We start from the raw sequence: 19325 nt of genomic DNA, 5'->3' as shown, positions 1-19325 counted from the left end.
TCAAAAGAAGCGTGATCAGAAGGTTTTGGACAAGCTGACTTTGAAGTTGCGGCCCGTTGCATTGCGGGTCGACAGCCGCGGCTGATAGGCTTTGTCCATCACGTTCTCGATGCCGATCCGAATTTCGGTTCCACGCAAGACACCCTGTTGCGGCGCGTAGGTGGCTCGCAAGTTGTGCACGCCATATCCCGGGGAAACTGTGCCGCCTTCGTCGTATCGCTTGGCGGCTTCTATTTCCCAGCTGACGTCCAGTTCTTCGCCAAATTTTTTGCCAACGGTCAGTCGCAGCGTGTCTTGCGGGTTTTGTGCCCAATCGCTGACCGCACCTGTTTCGATGGTGGCTTGGCCATTTGAGATATGGGCGTTGGCATCCATGTAAAACCCGTTCGCCATGGCGTAGGCCGCTTCCAGTTCGATCCCGTCGCGTTCAATTGAAACGGTCGAACCACCGGGGGCAAAGCTGCGGTAGGTCGTCAAATCCCAAAGGCGGGTGCTGTAGTAGTTCAGCTTGAACGCCAGCTGGTCGCCGCCCGCAAATACGTCTGCGCGATCAAAGGAAACGCCAATTTCATAGGTGCTTCCACGTTCCGACTGGTTGATCAGCGTTGCGTTGTTGATGTCATCAACAATGGGCAGGTTTTCTGTGTAAGCGGCTGACCCAAACACGGCCCATCCATCCGCGAAAGCATACCGCGCGGAAACTCCGCCCATCAGCCCGTCTTTGTCAAACCGTGCCGTGCCATTGGCGGGGTCCTCGGTGATCGTTTGGTTTTCATAGCGCAGCGCTGGCGTGATGGTCCAGCGTTCGCCAATTTGCATTTCGTCGACGACAAACAAAGCAACAGTTTCTTTTGTACCGCCCGGCGCAGAGCCCGCAGTTTCGTCTTGTCGCTTGCGGTGAATAAATTCAACACCGGCGCGCAACTCATGATCAATCGCACCGGTGCCGAAAAGTGCCGTATTTTTGATACGGAACGAGGTTGTCTGATAGCGGTTGTCCGCATCCAGCAAGGGGTTCGGGCCTGCAATAGCTTCGCTGAGAACCAGCTCGTCTGAGTAGGTCAGTTCGGCGGTCAGGTTCAGCCAGTCACGGTCCGCCGGATCAAAGTTGTAGCGCAGGGTTGCGACTTCGTTTTCGATCAGACGATCCACGTTGCCAAAGGCCGTTGTCCCGAATGTGTCGTAGGGCACATCGAACTGTTCTTGTTGGGTTTTCGCGTAGCTGAACGTCACGGACTGGTCGCGATTGGCGCCGAATGTGTATTTGGCTTTCAGCAGGTAGGATGGATCGTTGATGTCACCCGCCAATGGATTGATGTCTACACCGTTCCCGTCTTCGCGCGTGTCCAGCATGCGGCGGGTGTAGTTGAACAGGAATTCAAGGTCGGTGCTTGGCTGCCATGCCAAGGTCGTTGAACTGGACAACCCGTTGCCGTTGGATGTGAATTCCAGCGTTTGACGGCCCGTAAATCCAATCTCACCGCCCGTCAAATCGGATGCATCGATGGTTTCAAGCAGAACGACCCCGCCAAACACGCCGGACCCGTATTCAAACGATCCGATGGTACCACGCAAAACCTCGACTTGTTTGTAAAGGTAGGGATCTGTGTAAAGTTGAGTACCAATCCGGTACAGTTCTTCGCTGCCCTTTGTGGCGCCGTCGATTTGGATCAAGACCTTTTGGTCAGTGCCAAAGGTGCTGTTTGCGCCGTAGCCGCGAATATTAATGCCTGACCCGGCCGCTGTGGACCCGTTCACAAGGGTGACACCGGGAACCGTATCAATCAGTTCGGCAACTGTTCCCGCTTGGCGATCTTCAATTTCCTCTTGATCCACAACAGTCGATGGGACCGCTGTGTCGGTTTGGACCTCGCGCTTGCTTTCGCCAAGAACGATGGTTCCTAGAATATCTTCGTCTTCGGTTTGTTGCGCATAAGCGCTGTGCGTCATGTTGACAAAAGCGACCAGTGCGGTGGTTGCGCACAATTGGGCGCGCTTGGATAGGTTGAACATTGCAGTCCCCTTGCAAAACATTGGCTAAAACCGGTGCTTGCAGGGTGCTGGCGTGGTTGGTCTGATCTTTTTTGGGCAAGTTCAACGCTTGCCTCTTGCGTCCATCTAAAAAAGTATACTAAAATTGTCAACAATAGTTTTGCGCGGGTTCGCAATACCGAAATTGAACCTGCGCAACAGCCACGTCCGCCTTGTTTGGATGCAGCCACTTCTTAGGTAGCCACTTCAACACAAGGGATGACATGGTCATGCACACTGTCCCAACACCTCAAGAAATCCGTACATTCCACGCCGACAATACAAAGATGCGCGAACGCGACGTTGCCACCAAACTTGGCATTTCCGAAGCACAGCTGATCGCGGCCTATGTTGGCATCACCGCCACCCAGATCATATCGCACCCCGATCAGGTGATGCATGCCGCCACGACACTGGGCGAGGTCATGGCTTTGACCCGAAATGCGTCCTGTGTGCATGAAAAAGTTGGTATTTACGAAAACTACCACACAGGCCAGCATGCCGCGATGGTGCTGACCGAAGACATCGACTTGCGCATTTTCCCAAGCCATTGGCGGCACGCTTTCATGGTTGAAAAAGAAACAGACGACGGTGTGCGTCGGTCTTTACAGGTCTTTGACGGGGCAGGGGACGCGGTCCATAAAATCTTTATGCGTGACGACGCAAACCTGGATCAATGGAACGAAGCCAAACGCCAGATCGCGCTGCCTGACCAGACCCAAACAATTGACGTCAGCCCCCGCACACCCACCGAACCTGCCAAAGCGAATGACGCCAAGCTTGATATCTTGCGCAAGGAATGGTCCGCGATGACTGACACGCACCAATTCATGCGCCTGACATCGAAATTGAAGATGAACCGCCTTGGGGCCTACCGCATCGCGGGCGCACCTTTTGTGCGGGCTTTGGCGCCAAGCGCCGTCGATCAAATGCTGCGTGCCGTCCAATCAAGTGGCATCGAAATCATGCTGTTTGTTGGCAATCGCGGTTGCATTCAAATCCACACGGGTCCGCTTGAAACTCTCAAACCGATGGGGCCTTGGCAAAACGTGCTTGATCAACGGTTCAATCTGCATCTGCGTCTGGATCATGCCACCGAGGTCTGGGCCGTCGAAAAACCGACCCAACGCGGCCCGGCTGTGTCGGTCGAAGCGTTCGATGCCGACGGGATGCTTATTTTTCAAATATTTGGCCTGTCAAAAGAATGGCGCGACAGCCGCCCTGAATGGCGCGGTATCGTGGAAAACCTTGACGGGTTGGTCTTGGAGGCCGCGCAATGATGTTGCCCCAGATTTCCAATGCGCGTGGATCACATTGGTCCGCGCCCCTATGGCTTGTCGGGATGGCCGTGATCCTTGTAATCGCGCCCCGCTTTTTGAACGCAGAACCCGCCGACCGAATTTTGTCGATCGGCGGATCCGTGACCGAGATCGTCTATGCGCTTGGTGAAGAGGACCGACTGGTCGCCCGCGACACCACATCCCTTTACCCTGAGGCCGCAACACAATTGCCTGATGTTGGCTATATTCGTGCGCTTGCCTCCGAGGGTGTGCTGAGCGTGCAACCCACATTGATCATTACCGAAGACGGTGCAGGCCCCCCCGAAACGATAGAGGTGCTGTCAGAGGCTGCAATTCCCATGATCACCATTCCCGATGCCTATTCCAAAGACGGGGTGGTGGCGAAAATTCTGGCAGTGGGCAACGCCCTGCATGTGCCGGAAAAAGCCGCAGTTTTGGCCAAACAGACCAAAGCAGACATCGAGGCCGTCGAAGCGACGGTGGCGTCCCAATTCGAAGCGCCCAAAACGGTTTTGTTTGTCCTGAGCACACAAGGTGGCCGCATCACCGCATCCGGCAGCGGCACAGCGGCGCACAGCATCATCCAAATGGCTGGCGGTCAAAACGCGATCAGCAGTTTTGAAGGATACAAGCAAGTCACAGCCGAAGCTATTTCCGCAGCAGCGCCCGATGTGATCTTGATGATGGACCGCGACGGTGATCATTCCAGCACATTGGACGACTTGTTTGCGATGCCCTCTTTGATCGCGACGCCTGCCGCGCAAAACGGGGCGTTGGTGCGGATGAACGGGTTGCTTTTGCTGGGGTTTGGCCCGCGCACGCCTGAGGCGGTTAAAATGCTGAACTCTGCGTTGAGATCATCAAGCTTATGACCATCACCGACGCGTCATCGCAGGCAATGCCTATTGCAGACAGGCACGCCACCGCACAACGGGCACATCTTTGGTTGGGTCTTCTTTTGGTGCTGACCTGCATCGCAAGTCTGGCTGTCGGGGCATCTGGCACATCCTTGTGGGGGGCATTGTTGAAGCTCGTTAAAGGTGAAACGCTTACCTTGACCGAACAGGTCGTATTACGTGACATCCGTGCACCGCGGATGGTCATGGGGGTGTGCGTCGGCGCGTCCCTTGCTGTGTCCGGTGCGGTCATGCAAGGGCTGTTTCGTAATCCACTGGCGGATCCGGGATTGTTGGGCGTCAGCACGGGGGCATCGTTGGGTGCCATCGGTGTCATTGTTCTCGGGGCAAGCCTGCCTGCAGGCATCCTTGGGATAGCAGGCAACGGTTTACTGCCCATCGCGGCTTTCGTTGGTGCCTGGGTGTCTATGATGGTGCTGTATAAGGTGTCTACACGCTCTGGGCGCACGTCGGTTGCCACAATGCTGCTTGCGGGGATCGCCCTAAGCGCATTGTTTGGTGCACTGAGCGGGGTTTTGGTTTATCTCGCTGACGATTTGCAGCTGCGCGAGCTGACCTTTTGGTCCCTTGGGTCGCTGTCCGGTGCTTCTTGGATCAAGGTCAGCGTGGCTGGCCCCATCATCGTGGTTTCGATCGTAATCGCCTGCACATTGGGGCGGGGCCTGAACGGGCTGGCAATGGGCGAAGCCACGGCGCACCACATGGGGCTGCCTGTCGAGCGGGTCAAAAATACCGCAATCTTTTCGGTCTCCGCAGCGACCGGCGCTGCAGTGGCGATCTCGGGTGGTATTGGATTTATCGGCATCGTTGTGCCGCATGTGTTGCGGCTGGCGATAGGTCCCGATCACCGCAGCCTCTTGATAAACTCCGGTCTTTTGGGCGCTTCCTTGTTGCTTGGGGCTGATATGGTGGCCCGTGTCATTGTGGCCCCGGCAGAATTGCCAATTGGCATCATAACAGCTGTGATGGGCGCGCCTGTATTTCTTTGGATACTGCTGCGCAAACGCGGCTTGGTGGATATTTGACATGCTGACAGCCAAAAATCTTTGTGTGCAATATGGCGCGAAAACGATCATACAGAACTTGAATTTCACAGCGCAACCCGCTGAAATTACAGCAATTGTAGGCCCCAACGGTTCAGGCAAGACAACCTTGTTGCGCGCATTAACAGCAGAAGTACCCTACAACGGTTCAATTGAATTGAACACGCATGACATTTCAAAAACACCTGCGTGGCAGCTTGCAAGTCACCGCGCCGTTCTATCCCAAGCCACGACTTTGTCTTTCCCCTTTCAGGCCATCGAAGTGGTGCGCATGGGGTTGCAAACACGGTCCGCGACACACAAGCAATTGGCTGTCACAGCTCTGCACTGTGTGGGGCTGGCTGGCTTTGAAACGCGTTACTATCAGGAACTTTCGGGTGGTGAACAACAGCGTGTCCAGCTTGCCCGTGTGTTGTGTCAAGTCTGGCACCCTGTCGAGAACGGAACGCCCCGATGGTTGTTCCTGGATGAACCTGTTTCAAGCCTTGATATCGGGCATCAATTGATGGTGATGCAAATCGCACAGGACTTTGCCAAGGCGGGCGGCGGCGTCATTGCGGTTATGCATGACTTAAACCTCAGCGCGATGTTCGCGCAAACCGTTGTGCTGATGAATGATGGCCGGATAACGGGCCAAGGTGCGCCCGCTGACATCCTGACGGATCGTCTTTTGTCCACCTCTTACCAAAGCGAAATCCGGACGTGCTTGCCCCCCAAACAGGATGGTTGGTATGTCTTGCCGCAAGCTGTTGAACATAAGTAGTTTTTATGGGCTTAAGCGTGTCAGGCCGAGATCGGTTTTCAACCTGCGCCAACCAAAACTATTCGGGCCGGTCTAGGGTCTTTTCACACAGAATGTTCACCGCCGCGTGCAGCAGGATTGTCAGAATGGCAAGTACGATCAAGGCGGCAAACATCAGGTCCGTCTTGGCGCGGCCATTGGCCAAAAGCATCAGATAACCCAAACCCTTTGAGGCCCCGACCCATTCGCCAATGATCGCGCCGATGGGGGCGTAAACCGCCGCCAGCCGCAGACCCGATGCAAAGCCGGGCAGGGCCGCAGGAACCCGGATATGCCACATGATGCGCATGGAATTTGCGCCCATGACTTTCGCCAGACCGATCCAGTCGCGGTTTGTCCGCATGAGGGCGTCAAAGAAGGATGACGTCACCGGAAAATAGATGATGATCAGGGCCATTGTGACTTTGGACCACAGGCCAAAACCCAGCCAAAGGGTCAAAATCGGTGCCAAAGCAAAAACCGGGACGGCTTGGCTAAATACCAAGATGGGCCGCACCAGTGCGCGTGCCGTTGGTGATGCGACCAGCCCGATGGCTGATACGAACCCAAGTGCGGCCCCCAAGACAAGGCCCAAAAGGACTTCGGCCATGGTGATGACAGCATGTTCCGCCAAAAGCGCACGGCTGCTCCAGATGGTTTGCGCCACTAGGGCAGGCGGCGGCAAAATGAAACGGGCGACACCCGTGGTCCAGATCACTGTTTGCCAAAGCGCCACCATTAAACATGTCGCCGCTATCCCGGCCCGCCAGCCGGTCACTTTGCGACCGCAAAGCCAGCCCAAGAGGCATCAAAGAACGCGCGCTCCAACCGCACCGCTTGTGTAAAAGTTGCGGTGACCTGTGCGCGGGCGTCGTTGTCCAAGGTTTCCCAAACAAGATCCAGTTGATCACGCAGATAGGCCACAACCTGTGAAAAATCTTTGCCAGAATGCAGCGAAATCCATTCCCCCAGCCAAAACGGCAAGTCATCTGCACGGCCTTCGAACGGAGTGGCCCAATCAAGGTAAATCCATTCCGCCACCACCAGCACCGACAGCATGATCTCATAGCGCCCCGAGTGGCGCGCCTGATCCATAAGCTGCTGAAACGCGGTCGTCTCGGGTGCCGGCGGCGCGGTTTGTGACACATCAAGAGCTTGAAACGACCTTAGGAAATAGGTGTTTTCTGCGCCGCAGATCTGCCCCAGAAACCGTGCGCCTGGCACAGCATCTGCCAAACTGGGCGCATGGGCTAAGGCAGATGCCATCAGACGCACAAAGCTTTCGATGAATTGGTAATCCTGTTGCAGATAACCCGCCATCCTGGCGCGGCTTAGGGTCCCGTCGGCCAAGGCATTGGTAAAGGCGTGATGGGTGGCCGCGTGCCAATCCTTGGCGACAAGCGATTGCAAGTGATGTGTGGCGCTCATGCCGGTCTCCGAAGATGGTCAAAAAGGTTGGCCTGCGTGCGCAGCACTTCCGCCGCATGCAGATCGCGTGGAATGGGGGTGGTCGGGGCGATGATGTCGACAAGCCCGGTTGGCGTCATAATCGCGATGGTCTCGCCCAAACGGGCAGCTTCATTGGGATCATGGGTGACCAACAGCACCGTGCGGTCACACAACAGTTTCGCGGTGAGGTCTTGCATCTGGGCGCGGGTCATCGCGTCGAGCGCCGAGAACGGTTCATCCAGCAACACAACCGCGCGGTCTTCCATCAATGTGCGCGCCAAGGCCACGCGTTGGCGTTGACCACCCGACAGGGCGGATGGCCCTTTGTCTGCATGATCTGCCAATCCGACCTGGGCCAGCCTATCGTGTGCAAGATCAGTGTCGGGGCGCACACCCCTTAGCCGCGCACCAAGCAGGACATTGTCCAAAACACTCAGCCAAGGCATCAGTAAATCCTGCTGCGCCATCATAGCGACGCGGTCGGGAACGCGCAGGTCTCCGGTAAAACGGACCCCTTCAGCCAGTCCTGCAAACAGGCGTAGCACCGTGGATTTGCCAACGCCACTTGCCCCCAACAGGCAGGTCCAGCTGTGCGGTTTCAGGGTCAGGTCGAGATCGGAAAAAATCGACACCCCGTCGATGGAGGCCGACCCCGCAATCCGTGAAAACTGACGCAACGGCTGGTTCACGGGTCAAGCCCCATGTCCCAGAACCCGATCTCCAGCTGTGTGGCCATTGCAAACCGCGCCTGAAGGCTGGCCCAACGCGGACTGGCATCCGTACGATCACCAATGCGCCGCGCGACCGCCCCGTCAATCAGCACGCCAACATCTTGGCAAAGCTGTTGGTATTCTACGCTGGCATAGGCGCCTATCCATTCGGCGTAAGTGTCGCAGGTTTTGGTGGTGGCCAGATGTGCGCCAATTTCACCGTAGCCCATGACACATGGGGCCAAGGTCGCCAGCAAATCAGCCAAGTCACCGGAATGGCCTGCATCCAGCACATAGCGGGTATAGGCCAGATTTTCCTGCCGTTCTTGCGTGGCATAAAGCGTTGCCTCATCAATTCCGGCCCTTGCGCAGGTTTTGATATGCAGGGCGATTTCTTCGTTGATCAACCCGTGGACGGTGCCTGCGGCCAAGCGCATTTCCTCAACCGTGTCGGCCTTGGTGATCGCCAAAGCCCATGCGCGGGAAAAGTGGATCAGAAAGACATAATCCTGCTTGAGGTAGTGCAGGAATGCGGCGCGCGGCAATGTTCCATCCCCCAAGCCCTGCACAAACCTGTGGCGGGTGTAGAGACCCCAAGCGGGGGTGTTGTCCCGCCAAGCTTGAAACGTGTGGCCGTAGGTCATTCTGCACCCAGATCGATGGCAATTTTTGAAACGGGGCGCGTGCCTTCGATTAAGCCGCTTTCGGCAAGAAACGCCTCGAACCGCGTGTAGCGGCCTTCATCCAGTGCTTCGGGGCGCAGCGCAAAACGTGGCAGCGTATCAACCCATGCCTTTGCGTTTAGTGCGTCGTCCAGTTCCGGTGCGTAGCCTTTGAACAGGTCCCAGGACGCTTCGGGATTGTTCACGATGTACTGGGTCGCCAGTTCGGTGGCGCGCAGGAAACGGCGGGTTTGGTCTATGTCCATTCGGTGGGGGTTGGCCACATAAATCAATTCGTCATAGGTCGGCACGCCTTCTTCCTCGACATAGAAACAGCGCCCCTCGACGCCTTCGATCTCCATCTGGTTCAGCTCGAAATTGCGATAGGCCCCAATGACCGCGTCAACCTGACCCGACATCAACGACGGGCTCAGCGAGAAGTTTACATTGACCATCTCAACGTCCTCCAGGGTCACGCCGTGGCGACCCAACATCGCGCTTAGAACGGCCTCTTCGACGCCGGCTACAGAGAAGCCGATTGTGCCGCCTTTCAATTGGCTGATCTGCTGAATGGGGCCGTCTTTCAGAACCAAAAGGCAGTTCAGTGGTGTTGCCACCAATGTGCCCACACGCACCAGCGGCACCCCTTCGGCCACGTGCAAATGCTGGCTGGGCTGATAGCTGACGGCAATGTCGCCTTTGCCCGCTGCGACAAGTTTCGGCGGGGCGGACGGGTCGGCGGGTGCGATGATCTCGACTTCAAGGCCCTGATCCGCGAAATAGCCCAGCTCCTCGGCCACGATGATCGGGCCGTGATCGGGGTTGATGAACCAGTCCAACAGCAAAGTCATCTTGTCTTGTGCCAAGGCCGGGGTCGCGACCAATAGTGCCGCTGCGGTGATGAGGTGTTTCATGTGGGTCTCCTTACCCTCCGAGCGCGACAAGCTTGATCTTGCCCCGCCAGTGTTGTGAAAGCCGGTCCGCCGCCTGCCAAGCGCGAAGGCCGGACCGACAAGCCAGAACGGCGCGTTGATTTTCGTGGGGTGTGGGGCCATTTGGCCCAAAGTCGGACACGACATGGCGTGTGGCGTGCGGTAATGTCGGGCCCGGTTCATTCGGGGTGCGCAGGTCGACCAAAAAATCGGCCTCTGTGATGTCATGCGGTGCGATGAAGGCGGGGCCCGGCGCAGGGTCGGTTGCTGTGTCAAAGCGGAACCCGCCAAACCGCAGCGTTTTGGCATCATAGGTCACAAGCTGCCCCAAGCTGCGCATGTCGCCTGTCAGAATTGCCATTGCCATTTGCGCCTGAAGGCTGCCTATGACACCGACACTTGGCCCCAGTACGCCATCCCTATCGCAAGATCCAAGCTTGTCCGGCAGGTCCGGAAACACCGCACGCAAACCCGGTTTGCCGCCGCAAAAACCGCCAACATAGCCGTCATGCCCCACCACGCTGGCGCTGATCAGGGGCTGGCCTGTGCCAAGGCAATGATCGGATGCGATATAGCTGACCGCGAAGCTGTCCGCACAATCAAGGATCAATGTCATGCCCTGACACAGCGCTGCAACATTGGCGGGATCGACGCGTTCAGGCACCGGTTCAATGGTGGTGTCGGGGTTCAATGCGGCCATTGCGGTGGCAATCGCTTCGACTTTGGGCAGGCCGATGTCCGCCGTGCGAAACAGCGTCTGACGGTGCAGGTTGGACAGGCTGATGACATCTGCATCCGCAATTCGGATATGTCCCACACCCGCACCCACGAGATACTGCATCACCGGGGCGGCCAAACCGCCACCACCGATGACAAGCACCGAAGCGCGGGCAAGGCAGGCTTGTGCGCCATCCCCCAAGACAGCTGTTTGGCGGGCGTACCGGCTCATCCGCAGACCTCAAGCCATGCCCGAACGCGCCCCTCAGGATCGTCATGTAGCGTAATATCCGTCACCGCCGAAACCACATCCGCCCCGGCCTCAAACGCCAAAGCGGCGCGGGCCGTGTTCATCCCGCCAATGGCGACAAGCGGGATATCCCCCAGACGGTCTTTCCACGGGCTGAGTTTCTCAATGCCCTGCTGATGCCATTTCATCTTTTTCAGGAGTGTCGGATAAATCGGGCCAAGGGCCACATAGTCAGGGTTCAACGCCAGCGCACGGGTCAGTTCATCCGTGTCATGGGTCGAGACACCAAGCCTGAGACCGGCGGCACGGATGGCAGCCACATCCGCCTCATCAAGATCCTCTTGGCCCAGATGGACCCAGTCGCAACCCAGCTCGATTGCAAGCTGCCAGTGATCATTGACCACCAACACAGCCCCGTGGGCCGCGCAAAGATCACGGGCTTGGGTCAACTGCATGCGCAGTGCGTCTTGGGATTTTTCCTTAAGGCGCATCTGCACCAGCTTGACCCCCAAGGGCAGCATCCGCCGCAGCCATGCCACATCGTCAAATATCGGGTAAAATCGCGGCAACGTCATAGCATGGCCTTTCCAAAGACGGGGGTTGAGGGGGCTGCCATGTCGCGTGCGTCCATCGGATCGGCGCGGGCGGCCAGCGCACCGGCTTGCACCGCAAGGGCAAAGGCCTGCGCCATCGCGGCAGGGTCACCTGCTTTTGCAACGGCGGTGTTTAACAAAACGGCGTCATAGCCCAGTTCCATCGCGTGTGCGGCTTGGGACGGCAGGCCGAGCCCCGCATCGACGACCAGCGGAATGTCGGGAAAATGGGCCCGCAAACTGCGCAACCCGTACACGTTGTTGAGACCCAGACCTGTGCCGATGGGCGCCCCCCATGGCATAAGAACTTTGCAGCCAACCTCAACCAACCGCTCGCAAAGCACCAGATCTTCGGTGCAATAGGGAAAGACCTCGAATCCGTCCTCGGTCAGTTGTGCCGCTGCATCGACCAGACCAAAAGGATCAGGTTGCAGGGTGTCAGCGTGGCCAATGACCTCAAGCTTGATCCAGTTTGTGTCGAACAATTCCCGCGCCATTTGTGCCGTGGTGACGGCTTCGCGCACCGAATGGCAGCTTGCGGTGTTGGGCAGCACTGCGACACCCAAATCGCGGATCAATGCCCAGAAATCCTGCCCCGCCTGATCGCCACCTGCTTCGCGGCGCACAGACACTGTCGCGATCCCTGCGCCAGAGCGGCGAAACGCCTCGGCTAGAATTGCAGGCGAGGGGTATTGCGCGGTGCCCAGCATCAGTCGGGACGTCACTTCGGTGTCGTAGAATACAGGCATTTTATCCTCCTTGTCGGGGGGCAACGATTTCGACGCGGTCCCCGTCATGCAGGCTTTGATCCATGCGTTGTTGCTTGGGCACGAACGCCTCGTTTACGGATGTGGCCACTTTGGCTTCGCCCTGTCCAAGGGCGTCCAGCAGCGCCGCCAACGTGGATGCGCCCGTTTCTTGCGTTTCACCGTTCACGATGATCTTCATACCAAACCTCCGGAATTTTGCCGTCCATCACCAGATCCGCCGTCATCTGCGCCAATGCAGGTGCAAGCAGGAATCCGTGCCGAAACAGGCCATTTACATAAATCACATCCCCAATCCGACGCATGCGGGGCTGGTTGTCGGGAAACGCAGGCCGCGCATCGACGCCGATTTCCAGCAGTTCCGCTTCGCCAAACGCGGGGTGCAGGGCGTAAGCCGCGTTCATCAATTCCATGACAGAGCGCAGGGTGGCGCGGGTGCGCTCGCCCGTTTCAATCTGTGTGGCACCCAGCATGAAAACCCCATCACCGCGCGGCACGATGTATAGCGGGAACCGCGGATGAAGCAGCCGGACGGGGCGCGAAAGTATGACATCGGGGCAGCGCACCACAAGCATTTCGCCTTTCACGCCGCGCAAATCTGCAAGGGTGTCCCGTGCGGCAAGGCCGCGGCAGTCAATCACTTGCCCCACAATAGACCCGTCAAAACGCACGCCCCTTTGTTTGAGCCGTGCATGCAAAGCCATTAGGGTGGCGCGAGGATCAAGATGCGCCTCATTTGCCAAAAACAGCGCCTTGGAATAGCGGTCCGCCAGATGTGGTTCACACGCGGCGATCTGCGATCTGGACAAAGATCTTGCGGTCGGCGCACGGCGTGCAAAGGTTGTCAGATCGCTTTGATCACGATGAAGGGCTGCAACAAGCGTGCCCTTTTTGTGGACGGTTGCCCCTTGGTTTTCCCACCATGCGGCGGCTTTACGGCCTTGGCGCACGATCTCGGGCTCAGCGCTGACCCCTTCGCAATCGGGCGCCAGCATGCCGCCGGCCCACCAAGAACAGGCATGATCCCCGGGCGTCCCTTTGGGATCAAGGACCGCGACCGTCGCGCCGCGTGACGAAAGTTCTGCAGCCATGGCAAGGCCGCAAACGCCGCCACCGATGATGGTGAAGGGGCCGTTCATGTCCATAACGCGTGAAAGTGGTGAACAGGTCCATGACCTTGCCCGACATGCAATGCGTCCGCGCACAAAATCGCGTTGTGCAGCCACGCATGGGCACGCGACACCGCATCATCCAAAACCATACCTTGCGCCAAGCCCGCAGCGATGGCCGAGGCATAGGAACATCCTGTGCCATGGGTGTTGCCGGTGTTCACACGTGGGGCTGCATATTCTTTCGTGGCTGCTTTCGTGACAAGATGATCCGTGCAGGTCTTTCCGTCTGCATGCCCGCCTTTCATCAAAACCGCACCGACACCCAGCTCAAGCAGCGCATTCGCCTGCCATTGTGTGCTGCCGCCACCGACAAGTTTTGTTGCTTCCGGCATATTTGGGGTCAGCAGGGTCGCGCGTTTGAACAGCGAAGACTTTAACGCGTGTATCGCGCTGTCGGCCAGCAGTGTGTCGCCCGATTTGGCAACCATTACGGGATCAAGAACAATCGGCCCGCCATAACCCGCCAACGCATCTGCCACCGCTGCAATCAGCGAAGGTGTTCCCAGCATTCCGATCTTGACCACGTCAATCTGGATGTCGTCCAAAACGGCCTTGATCTGCGCGGCAACGACGTCATCGGGGATTGGATGGATCGCTGTAACCGCTTTGGTATTTTGTGCAGTCACTGCCGTCACAACGGAGGCCGCGTAAACACTCATGGCCGAAAAGGCTTTGAGGTCCGCTTGAATGCCAGCTCCGCCACCGGAATCGGACCCGGCAATTGTTAACGCTTTTGCCACCATGTCATCGTTCCTTGGTTCAAGGATCAGGATGGCAAACAGGAATGGCCAATGCGGAATCGATGTCCGCAAGCTGTTCCCTCCGCCGGTCCTAACCAGTTCAGGTTCAATGGGTTCGCAGCTTGTGCATCTCAGCCCGGATAGGGGCACCCCAACAGTTGTGACCTATCGTTAGAGGGATCGTTCAGACGCGTCAAATGGATAAATGATCGCAGACGCGCTGACCTGAATTTTCCGAAGTTAAGCTTTGAAAGCGGGAGGGGATCGAAGCAAAAGGCCTGTTCTAACCGCAGACATCGGGAGGTCGCGCTTTAAGTGTCCAACCGTTTTTTACCGTCAATTGCATGAGCCGCCCAATCACCTAGCGTCAGTGCCATCCGTGTTTTGGTTGAAGGCCCAAAAAAGAATGAAGCGGCTAAAAATACACGACACAGACAAAAAACTGGTCTAAGTAGCGCGAAACTTTAACGTCAGGGACTGCGCATATGTCATTGTTGGGACGCCTTTTTTACAAGTCACGCAAATTCTACGACGATGATTTCGACTGGAACAGCTACACCGACGACAGCTACAAACGTCGGATTGAGACAGATATTGAATCTCAATTTCAGGCCGTGGCGCAGAACGACCAATTGGGTTTCGATACGGCGTCTGGCCATGTCACGGTGTCCGGTTCTGATATGCACCCCAACCACTTGTTGATTTTGGAAGCCATAGGCCAGTTGCAACCCAAATCAGTGCATGAGGTGGGCTGTGGTGGCGGGGATCACGTGGCCAACGGTCAAACACTGTTTCCCCAGATTGCCTTCACCGGCGGAGATAGGGGGCAAACCCAACTTGATATGGCGATGTCCCGGCACCCAGAACTGATAGATGCGGTAGCTTTGCAAGATATTACAATGCCGTTGTCGCGGCATTGGCCTCGGGCGGATTTTGTCTACAGTCAGGCGGTTTTGATGCATATCCACACCGCTGTCAGCCATTTCGTCGGTTTGGCCAATATGGTGAACCTGTCGGACCGTTTTGTGTTGTTGATGGAAAACTACCAGTGCCACAACTTTATCGCCGACATTCAAAATCTGCGCGATGGGGGGCATTTTGATTGGCCCGAATTGTACATTTACCGCTTTGATGGATCGACAGGTGCACGGGCGATCTTGCTGTCACGAGAAAAGTTGGACTTGCCAGAGATCGAAAGTGACGCGCAGATACGCGAAGGGTTGACAGCATCGGATCGGCGTTTAAAGCGTTCGAATGAAGACAGTGCACGCGGTATTTTTGGTCCGAAGAACTGAAGCTGGGCGGAGGTTTGGTAGGCCCGGCAGGCAGAGCACAAAATCACGAAAGCATCAAGTTAGGCTGACGAACCGCAAAAAAGCAGCCTTTGATTTCATTGCGGTAATTTGGCACATGACGAGCCTTGTTTCGCAAACGGTTCGCGGTTTAAAGCCATGAGTGGCATGGCGTTGATCTGGGCTGCGAATGTCATAGGTCTGAAACCTGCTGCCAAAATTGTGCTGATCCAACTGGTGGACGTCCACAACAAGGAAACGAGCCAGTGCAACCTAAGCGCCCAGCGGTTGGCGGATGAACGCGAGATGGGCCGTGCCACGCTGTTCCGGCACATGACGACTTCGGAGGAAAGCGGCCTTGTTACGCGCCATGCCAGAGGGGACGGTGATGGCGGGCGCGGGTCCAATCAGTATGAGCTGCACCTTGATATTACCCTTGGTCCAAGCGCCCGTTCGAAGGGTGGCGGCGGCTGTTCTCACGGGGTTTCGTCTCATAATGAGAGGGGGGGATGCCATCACATCTACGACTTGCATGCGACAGAGATCACAACCGCGTAGCTTGCAATCAATGGCCATGTTGAAGAGGGTAAGCTCACGATGGTTCTCAGCATGCTCTAAACGGACCCTGAATGTGTCTTATGGGCCATCCTCATCGATACCTGATTGTATGCAAAATTCTATGTGCTGCGGGGCCATTGAGGTACACGGTGTACCCACCTTGGACTCTGCGGTAGATATTAATAGTCTAGGCGAATGCTGATAATCCAAGATTTAGAGCAAATAGTGAGAAAAGTCCTACCGACCGATCCCAGCTTTCGATCAGTCAGACAAGAGGAATTGGATAACGCCATCCACAAAGCTCGCCAGGAAGCACTTGCGCATTCGAGTGACGAATTCCTGCTATCTCTAATGAGCCTTCTGGCACTTCCAGGAAACGGACATACCCGCTTAATCCCGAACGACGCTATCTCAGTTCTCCCTTTAAGGTTTGTAACCATTGGCTGTGCTGTGCGGCTGGTCGACGCCGCATCCGATTTTTCTGAAGCGATTGGAGGCGAATTACTATCCATTGATGGCGTTCCCTTGCGAGAGATCGAAAGGGCCACCGAGACTTTTTTGGCAGGAACGCAGCAACGAAAACGTGTCATTGGGCCAATCCTTTTCGTTTGGCCAAGCGCGTTGCAGCGTCTGGGTATTACTTCGGGCAGCGGCATGATCGAATACCGAGTAAGCAATGAAAGCGGGCAGATCAGCGAACTACTTCTGAACGCCGAAAATGTCGTTCTGGGGTCGACGTTTTATCCGCGAAACGAACATGGGAAAGCCGACGCATCCTGGTCTCCTGAGACTTTTGTGAGCATTAAAGACTTTGGCCAACTTGGTTTATTAATGGTCCTCCCGAGTTTTTTCGACACCAGCGATACAGACCTTTCGAATGAAATTTCTGAGGCGGCAGGCTTCGTAAGATCGCGTCCCGGCGCTCCTCTATTGATTGACGTTAGAGGGAATACCGGCGGCAATTTTCTTCAAACGCTGCCTTTGATCGACGCTATTTCAGAGGGCTCAGAAGAACGCAAAGTAGGTCTGCTTGTCGACAAATTCACATTTTCCGCTGCGATCGTCTTCGTCGCCATCTTGAAGTACAGAATAGGAGAACGGCTTGCCCTTATTGGAGAAGAGATGGGAGATGGGCTAACGTTCTTTGCGGAAGGAGGAATAATCGACTTGTGTTCTAGCGGCGCTTGCGTCCGGTACTCTACGGCCTTTCATGATTGGGCGGGAGGTCGAATCGATCTGACGACACCGTCCGAGATTGCGGAAGAGATCGTCCCCGTTGGGAAACTGGGTCTGGATCGTCGCTTCGTCGCTCATTCGGACGACATCGTTTCACAAGATCAGTTTTGCAGGGATGTCCTTGAAAGTCTTACAACCTAGATAAGCGCAGACACAGGGTCAGGCCTCATAACCAACGGATGACGGTTGCGGTGAGTGCAGTTGCGGCGGGCAAATGCGCATCATCGAGACCTTCAGGCGGGGGCAAAAGCCACAGACCCGAGCGCCACCCAGAAAGGCCGCCGCATGACGAGATGTCCGTCAAAATGCAAAATACCTGCTCCCTTATGCGCCTCATCAGGGTGGAGTAATCTGCGGCGCCAAACGATCTAACATGTTGGAAACGCGCCAATGTTTATCGTTATCAACGCCAAGATCATGCTACTCATGGCCTCTGAACCACCTCAATTGCATTCGACAAATACGCCAAGGCTCAAACCAACCTACAGCAGCCTCGCACTTTCCCCATAGGTCACTCTCAGCATCCCACGGCTTCCTCCCTGAGAGGTTTGTCAACGTGGGCCAAGGTCAGTCCCCCGCCGAAACCTCGCGCAGTGGCCCGCATCGAAAGACCTTCATCGAAGTGCTCTTTCGCTGCGGCTGCGCCAATGACTGCTTTCGGGCCGTTCTGCAGTTCAGCCGATAGCGATCTTGCCTTCGGCGATAACAGGGGCCCGAGCGGCTAAATCGCCTTAGGCTATACCATGCAGCGTTTTGGCCTCAAGATAGTCTTCCAAGCCCATCAACCCACCTTCGCGACCATTGCCGGATTGTTTGTATCCGCCAAACGGAGAGCCATAGTTGAAACCTCCTCCGTTGATGTGAATTGCCCCTGCGCGCAGGCGTGCGGCGACGCGTTCAGCACGGGATGGATCGCCCGTTTGCAAATAGGCCGCCAGCCCATAGGGCGTGTCATTTGCAATCTGAATGGCCTGCTCTTCGTCATCGAACGGAATGATAACGAGCACGGGACCAAAGATTTCTTCCTGTGCGATGCGCATATCGTTGCGCACATCAGAAAAGATCGTTGGTTTGACAAACCAACCAGCGTCACAGCCATCAGGTTTCCCCAGCCCACCTGCAAGCAACGTAGCGCCTTCATCGATGCCCAGCTGGATCATCGCCTGAACTCTGTCATATTGGATGCGGTCAAACAGCGGCCCAATGTGATCGCCCTCTTGCTCGGGATCCCCGACAGTGGTGCCTTCTGCGGCGCGCTTGGCGATTTGCACGGCTTCATCATAGCAGCTGCGTTCCACCAACAGACGCGTCGGCGCATCACATGATTGACCGGTGTTATACATGCATTCCTGAACTGACGCGGTGACCTGTGCATCAAGATCGCAATCGGCAAACACAAGGTTGGGGGATTTACCGCCCAATTCCAGCGTTACACGTTTGACTGTTTCAGCCGCATCACGGGTGATGGAAACGCCCGCGCGGGTTGATCCGGTAAACGACATCATCTGAATGTCTTGGTGGCGCGACATTGCGGCCCCTACGGTCGGGCCATCCCCATGAACAAGGTTAAAGACCCCCGCAGGGAACCCAGCCTCATCAATAATTTCGGCGTAGATCATGGCGGATACGGGTGTGTGCTCGGATGGTTTCAGAACACAAGTGCACCCTGTCGCCAGCGCTGGAATGACCTTGAGCGCGATCTGGTTCATCGGCCAATTCCACGGCGTGATCAGACCGCACACACCGATGGGCTCGTGCAGCAGAATGTCACCATTGGCCAGCACCGTCCGGCCTTCCATCCCCTCCAGCGCGTCAATAAAGCCCTGAAGGTGGCCAACAGCGGCGTCAGCCTGCGCTTCGCGCGACATGGTGATCGGCGCACCCATCTCCATGCGCATCGCTTGTGCCAAATCCTCGAAACGTTTTTCGGTCACGTCCTTAAGGCGGTGAAGCAGCGCCAATCGCTCTGCTTTGCTGGTTCGTGAATAGCTCTCAAAGGCCGCACTTGCCGCCGCAACAGCACTGTCCACGTCCGCCTGATCGCCCATAGCGATGGTCCCGATTTCTTGTTCGGTCGCTGGGTTCAGGACCGGCATTGTAGCATCCGAGCAGGGTTCGACCCAAGAGCCGTTGATGTAGAATTTCTGTAGGTTGTTCATGGATCTTAGGCTCCG

General features: G+C 56.5%; 20 protein-coding genes, 1 pseudogene and 1 riboswitch. Of the genes and pseudogenes, 7 read left to right on the top strand and 14 right to left on the bottom strand.

Annotated elements, in window-relative coordinates:
* Positions 1-15: 15 nt before the first annotated feature.
* Positions 16-2013 carry a TonB-dependent receptor gene (locus ABJL60_RS07015; RefSeq protein WP_348373667.1) on the bottom strand — a complete coding sequence of 666 codons (1998 nt, stop codon included), beginning with the start codon at positions 2011-2013 and terminating at the stop codon, positions 16-18.
* Positions 2014-2255: 242 nt separating this feature from the next.
* Between ABJL60_RS07015 and ABJL60_RS07010 the strand changes: the two genes are divergently transcribed.
* From ABJL60_RS07010 to ABJL60_RS06995, 4 genes are read left to right on the top strand one after another with little or no spacing between them, the layout of a single operon-like run.
* On the top strand, positions 2256-3311 hold the full coding sequence (locus tag ABJL60_RS07010) for a ChuX/HutX family heme-like substrate-binding protein (protein WP_348373666.1): 1056 nt from the start codon (positions 2256-2258) through the stop codon (positions 3309-3311).
* Positions 3308-4204, top strand: coding sequence for an ABC transporter substrate-binding protein (locus tag ABJL60_RS07005; protein ID WP_348373665.1), 897 nt, complete (start codon positions 3308-3310; stop codon positions 4202-4204). The genes ABJL60_RS07010 and ABJL60_RS07005 overlap by 4 nt, the downstream gene beginning before the upstream one ends.
* Entirely contained in the window at positions 4201-5274 is a 1074-nt protein-coding gene (locus tag ABJL60_RS07000; RefSeq protein WP_348373664.1) for an iron ABC transporter permease, read from the top strand. Before ABJL60_RS07005 ends, ABJL60_RS07000 begins: the two co-directional genes overlap by 4 nt.
* Before the next feature lies 1 nt (position 5275).
* Entirely contained in the window at positions 5276-6055 is a 780-nt protein-coding gene (locus tag ABJL60_RS06995; RefSeq protein WP_348373663.1) for a heme ABC transporter ATP-binding protein, read from the top strand.
* A gap of 58 nt (positions 6056-6113) precedes the next feature.
* On the opposite strand, the gene ABJL60_RS06990 is transcribed toward ABJL60_RS06995, so the two are convergent.
* Genes ABJL60_RS06990 through thiD form a run of 11 tightly spaced genes read right to left on the bottom strand, consistent with a single transcriptional unit; the run spans position 6114 to position 14068 of the window.
* Positions 6114-6851, bottom strand: a complete 738-nt coding sequence (locus ABJL60_RS06990) for an ABC transporter permease (RefSeq protein ID WP_348318681.1) — start codon at positions 6849-6851, stop codon at positions 6114-6116.
* On the bottom strand, positions 6848-7501 hold the full coding sequence (locus tag ABJL60_RS06985; RefSeq protein WP_348373662.1) for a TenA family protein: 654 nt from the start codon (positions 7499-7501) through the stop codon (positions 6848-6850). The genes ABJL60_RS06990 and ABJL60_RS06985 overlap by 4 nt, the downstream gene beginning before the upstream one ends.
* Positions 7498-8211, bottom strand: a complete 714-nt coding sequence (locus ABJL60_RS06980) for an ABC transporter ATP-binding protein (protein WP_348373661.1) — start codon at positions 8209-8211, stop codon at positions 7498-7500. The genes ABJL60_RS06985 and ABJL60_RS06980 overlap by 4 nt, the downstream gene beginning before the upstream one ends.
* Positions 8208-8876 (bottom strand): thiaminase II, encoded by a 669-nt coding sequence (gene tenA / locus ABJL60_RS06975; RefSeq protein ID WP_348373660.1) that lies wholly within the window; start codon positions 8874-8876, stop codon positions 8208-8210. Before tenA ends, ABJL60_RS06980 begins: the two co-directional genes overlap by 4 nt.
* Positions 8873-9808 carry an ABC transporter substrate-binding protein gene (locus ABJL60_RS06970; RefSeq protein WP_348373659.1) on the bottom strand — a complete coding sequence of 312 codons (936 nt, stop codon included), beginning with the start codon at positions 9806-9808 and terminating at the stop codon, positions 8873-8875. The genes tenA and ABJL60_RS06970 overlap by 4 nt, the downstream gene beginning before the upstream one ends.
* Positions 9809-9818: 10 nt before the next feature.
* Positions 9819-10775 carry a HesA/MoeB/ThiF family protein gene (locus ABJL60_RS06965; RefSeq protein ID WP_348373658.1) on the bottom strand — a complete coding sequence of 319 codons (957 nt, stop codon included), beginning with the start codon at positions 10773-10775 and terminating at the stop codon, positions 9819-9821.
* Positions 10772-11368 (bottom strand): thiamine phosphate synthase, encoded by a 597-nt coding sequence (locus ABJL60_RS06960; RefSeq protein WP_348373657.1) that lies wholly within the window; start codon positions 11366-11368, stop codon positions 10772-10774. Before ABJL60_RS06960 ends, ABJL60_RS06965 begins: the two co-directional genes overlap by 4 nt.
* Positions 11365-12135 (bottom strand): thiazole synthase, encoded by a 771-nt coding sequence (locus ABJL60_RS06955; RefSeq protein WP_348373656.1) that lies wholly within the window; start codon positions 12133-12135, stop codon positions 11365-11367. Before ABJL60_RS06955 ends, ABJL60_RS06960 begins: the two co-directional genes overlap by 4 nt.
* A 1-nt stretch (position 12136) precedes the next feature.
* On the bottom strand, positions 12137-12334 hold the full coding sequence (gene thiS, locus ABJL60_RS06950) for a sulfur carrier protein ThiS (RefSeq protein ID WP_348373655.1): 198 nt from the start codon (positions 12332-12334) through the stop codon (positions 12137-12139).
* Positions 12312-13292 (bottom strand): FAD-dependent oxidoreductase, encoded by a 981-nt coding sequence (locus tag ABJL60_RS06945; protein ID WP_348373654.1) that lies wholly within the window; start codon positions 13290-13292, stop codon positions 12312-12314. The genes thiS and ABJL60_RS06945 overlap by 23 nt, the downstream gene beginning before the upstream one ends.
* Positions 13289-14068, bottom strand: coding sequence for a bifunctional hydroxymethylpyrimidine kinase/phosphomethylpyrimidine kinase (thiD, locus tag ABJL60_RS06940; RefSeq protein ID WP_348373916.1), 780 nt, complete (start codon positions 14066-14068; stop codon positions 13289-13291). Before thiD ends, ABJL60_RS06945 begins: the two co-directional genes overlap by 4 nt.
* A 57-nt stretch (positions 14069-14125) precedes the next feature.
* Positions 14126-14229: riboswitch (TPP riboswitch) on the bottom strand.
* A 321-nt stretch (positions 14230-14550) separates the two neighbouring features.
* Between thiD and ABJL60_RS06935 the strand changes: the two genes are divergently transcribed.
* Positions 14551-15360 carry a hypothetical protein gene (locus ABJL60_RS06935; protein WP_348373653.1) on the top strand — a complete coding sequence of 270 codons (810 nt, stop codon included), beginning with the start codon at positions 14551-14553 and terminating at the stop codon, positions 15358-15360.
* Positions 15361-15525: 165 nt separating this feature from the next.
* Entirely contained in the window at positions 15526-15915 is a 390-nt protein-coding gene (locus tag ABJL60_RS06930) for a helix-turn-helix domain-containing protein (protein ID WP_348376576.1), read from the top strand.
* Here the strand turns inward: ABJL60_RS06930 and ABJL60_RS06925 are convergent.
* Positions 15865-15984, bottom strand: a pseudogene (locus ABJL60_RS06925) (integrase); the annotation flags it as partial. The gene ABJL60_RS06930 and the pseudogene ABJL60_RS06925 sit on opposite strands and share 51 nt — an antisense overlap.
* 126 nt (positions 15985-16110) lie before the next feature.
* Between ABJL60_RS06925 and ABJL60_RS06920 the strand changes: the two are divergent.
* Complete coding sequence (locus tag ABJL60_RS06920) at positions 16111-17292, top strand: peptidase S41 (RefSeq protein ID WP_348373651.1); 1182 nt, start codon at positions 16111-16113, stop codon at positions 17290-17292.
* Positions 17293-17882: 590 nt separating this feature from the next.
* Here ABJL60_RS06920 and ABJL60_RS06915 read toward each other — a convergent pair.
* Entirely contained in the window at positions 17883-19310 is a 1428-nt protein-coding gene (locus ABJL60_RS06915) for an aldehyde dehydrogenase family protein (protein ID WP_348373650.1), read from the bottom strand.
* Between the last annotated feature and the right edge of the window lie 15 nt (positions 19311-19325).

It is taken from the genome of Ascidiaceihabitans sp., from assembly GCF_039986515.1.
Classification (GTDB): domain Bacteria; phylum Pseudomonadota; class Alphaproteobacteria; order Rhodobacterales; family Rhodobacteraceae; genus Ascidiaceihabitans.
The sequence above is the reverse complement of the archived record's forward strand: the minus strand, read 5'-3'. Positions and strand labels throughout refer to the sequence as shown.

Bases quoted from the DNA above. Each gene is read 5' to 3' on its own strand.
- ABJL60_RS07005 (WP_348373665.1), top strand. From the start codon at position 3,308: ATGATGTTGCCCCAGATTTCCAATGCGCGTGGATCACATTGGTCCGCG.
- ABJL60_RS06955 (WP_348373656.1), bottom strand. From the start codon at position 12,135: ATGCCTGTATTCTACGACACCGAAGTGACGTCCCGACTGATGCTGGGC.
- ABJL60_RS06915 (WP_348373650.1), bottom strand. From the start codon at position 19,310: ATGAACAACCTACAGAAATTCTACATCAACGGCTCTTGGGTCGAACCC.
- ABJL60_RS06945 (WP_348373654.1), bottom strand. From the start codon at position 13,292: ATGAACGGCCCCTTCACCATCATCGGTGGCGGCGTTTGCGGCCTTGCC.
- ABJL60_RS07015 (WP_348373667.1), bottom strand. From the start codon at position 2,013: ATGTTCAACCTATCCAAGCGCGCCCAATTGTGCGCAACCACCGCACTG.
- tenA (WP_348373660.1), bottom strand. From the start codon at position 8,876: ATGACCTACGGCCACACGTTTCAAGCTTGGCGGGACAACACCCCCGCT.
- ABJL60_RS07010 (WP_348373666.1), top strand. From the start codon at position 2,256: ATGGTCATGCACACTGTCCCAACACCTCAAGAAATCCGTACATTCCAC.
- ABJL60_RS06995 (WP_348373663.1), top strand. From the start codon at position 5,276: ATGCTGACAGCCAAAAATCTTTGTGTGCAATATGGCGCGAAAACGATC.
- ABJL60_RS06960 (WP_348373657.1), bottom strand. From the start codon at position 11,368: ATGACGTTGCCGCGATTTTACCCGATATTTGACGATGTGGCATGGCTG.
- ABJL60_RS06985 (WP_348373662.1), bottom strand. From the start codon at position 7,501: ATGAGCGCCACACATCACTTGCAATCGCTTGTCGCCAAGGATTGGCAC.
- thiD (WP_348373916.1), bottom strand. From the start codon at position 14,068: ATGGTGGCAAAAGCGTTAACAATTGCCGGGTCCGATTCCGGTGGCGGA.
- ABJL60_RS07000 (WP_348373664.1), top strand. From the start codon at position 4,201: ATGACCATCACCGACGCGTCATCGCAGGCAATGCCTATTGCAGACAGG.
- ABJL60_RS06920 (WP_348373651.1), top strand. From the start codon at position 16,111: ATGCTGATAATCCAAGATTTAGAGCAAATAGTGAGAAAAGTCCTACCG.
- ABJL60_RS06965 (WP_348373658.1), bottom strand. From the start codon at position 10,775: ATGAGCCGGTACGCCCGCCAAACAGCTGTCTTGGGGGATGGCGCACAA.
- ABJL60_RS06930 (WP_348376576.1), top strand. From the start codon at position 15,526: ATGGCGTTGATCTGGGCTGCGAATGTCATAGGTCTGAAACCTGCTGCC.
- thiS (WP_348373655.1), bottom strand. From the start codon at position 12,334: ATGAAGATCATCGTGAACGGTGAAACGCAAGAAACGGGCGCATCCACG.
- ABJL60_RS06970 (WP_348373659.1), bottom strand. From the start codon at position 9,808: ATGAAACACCTCATCACCGCAGCGGCACTATTGGTCGCGACCCCGGCC.
- ABJL60_RS06935 (WP_348373653.1), top strand. From the start codon at position 14,551: ATGTCATTGTTGGGACGCCTTTTTTACAAGTCACGCAAATTCTACGAC.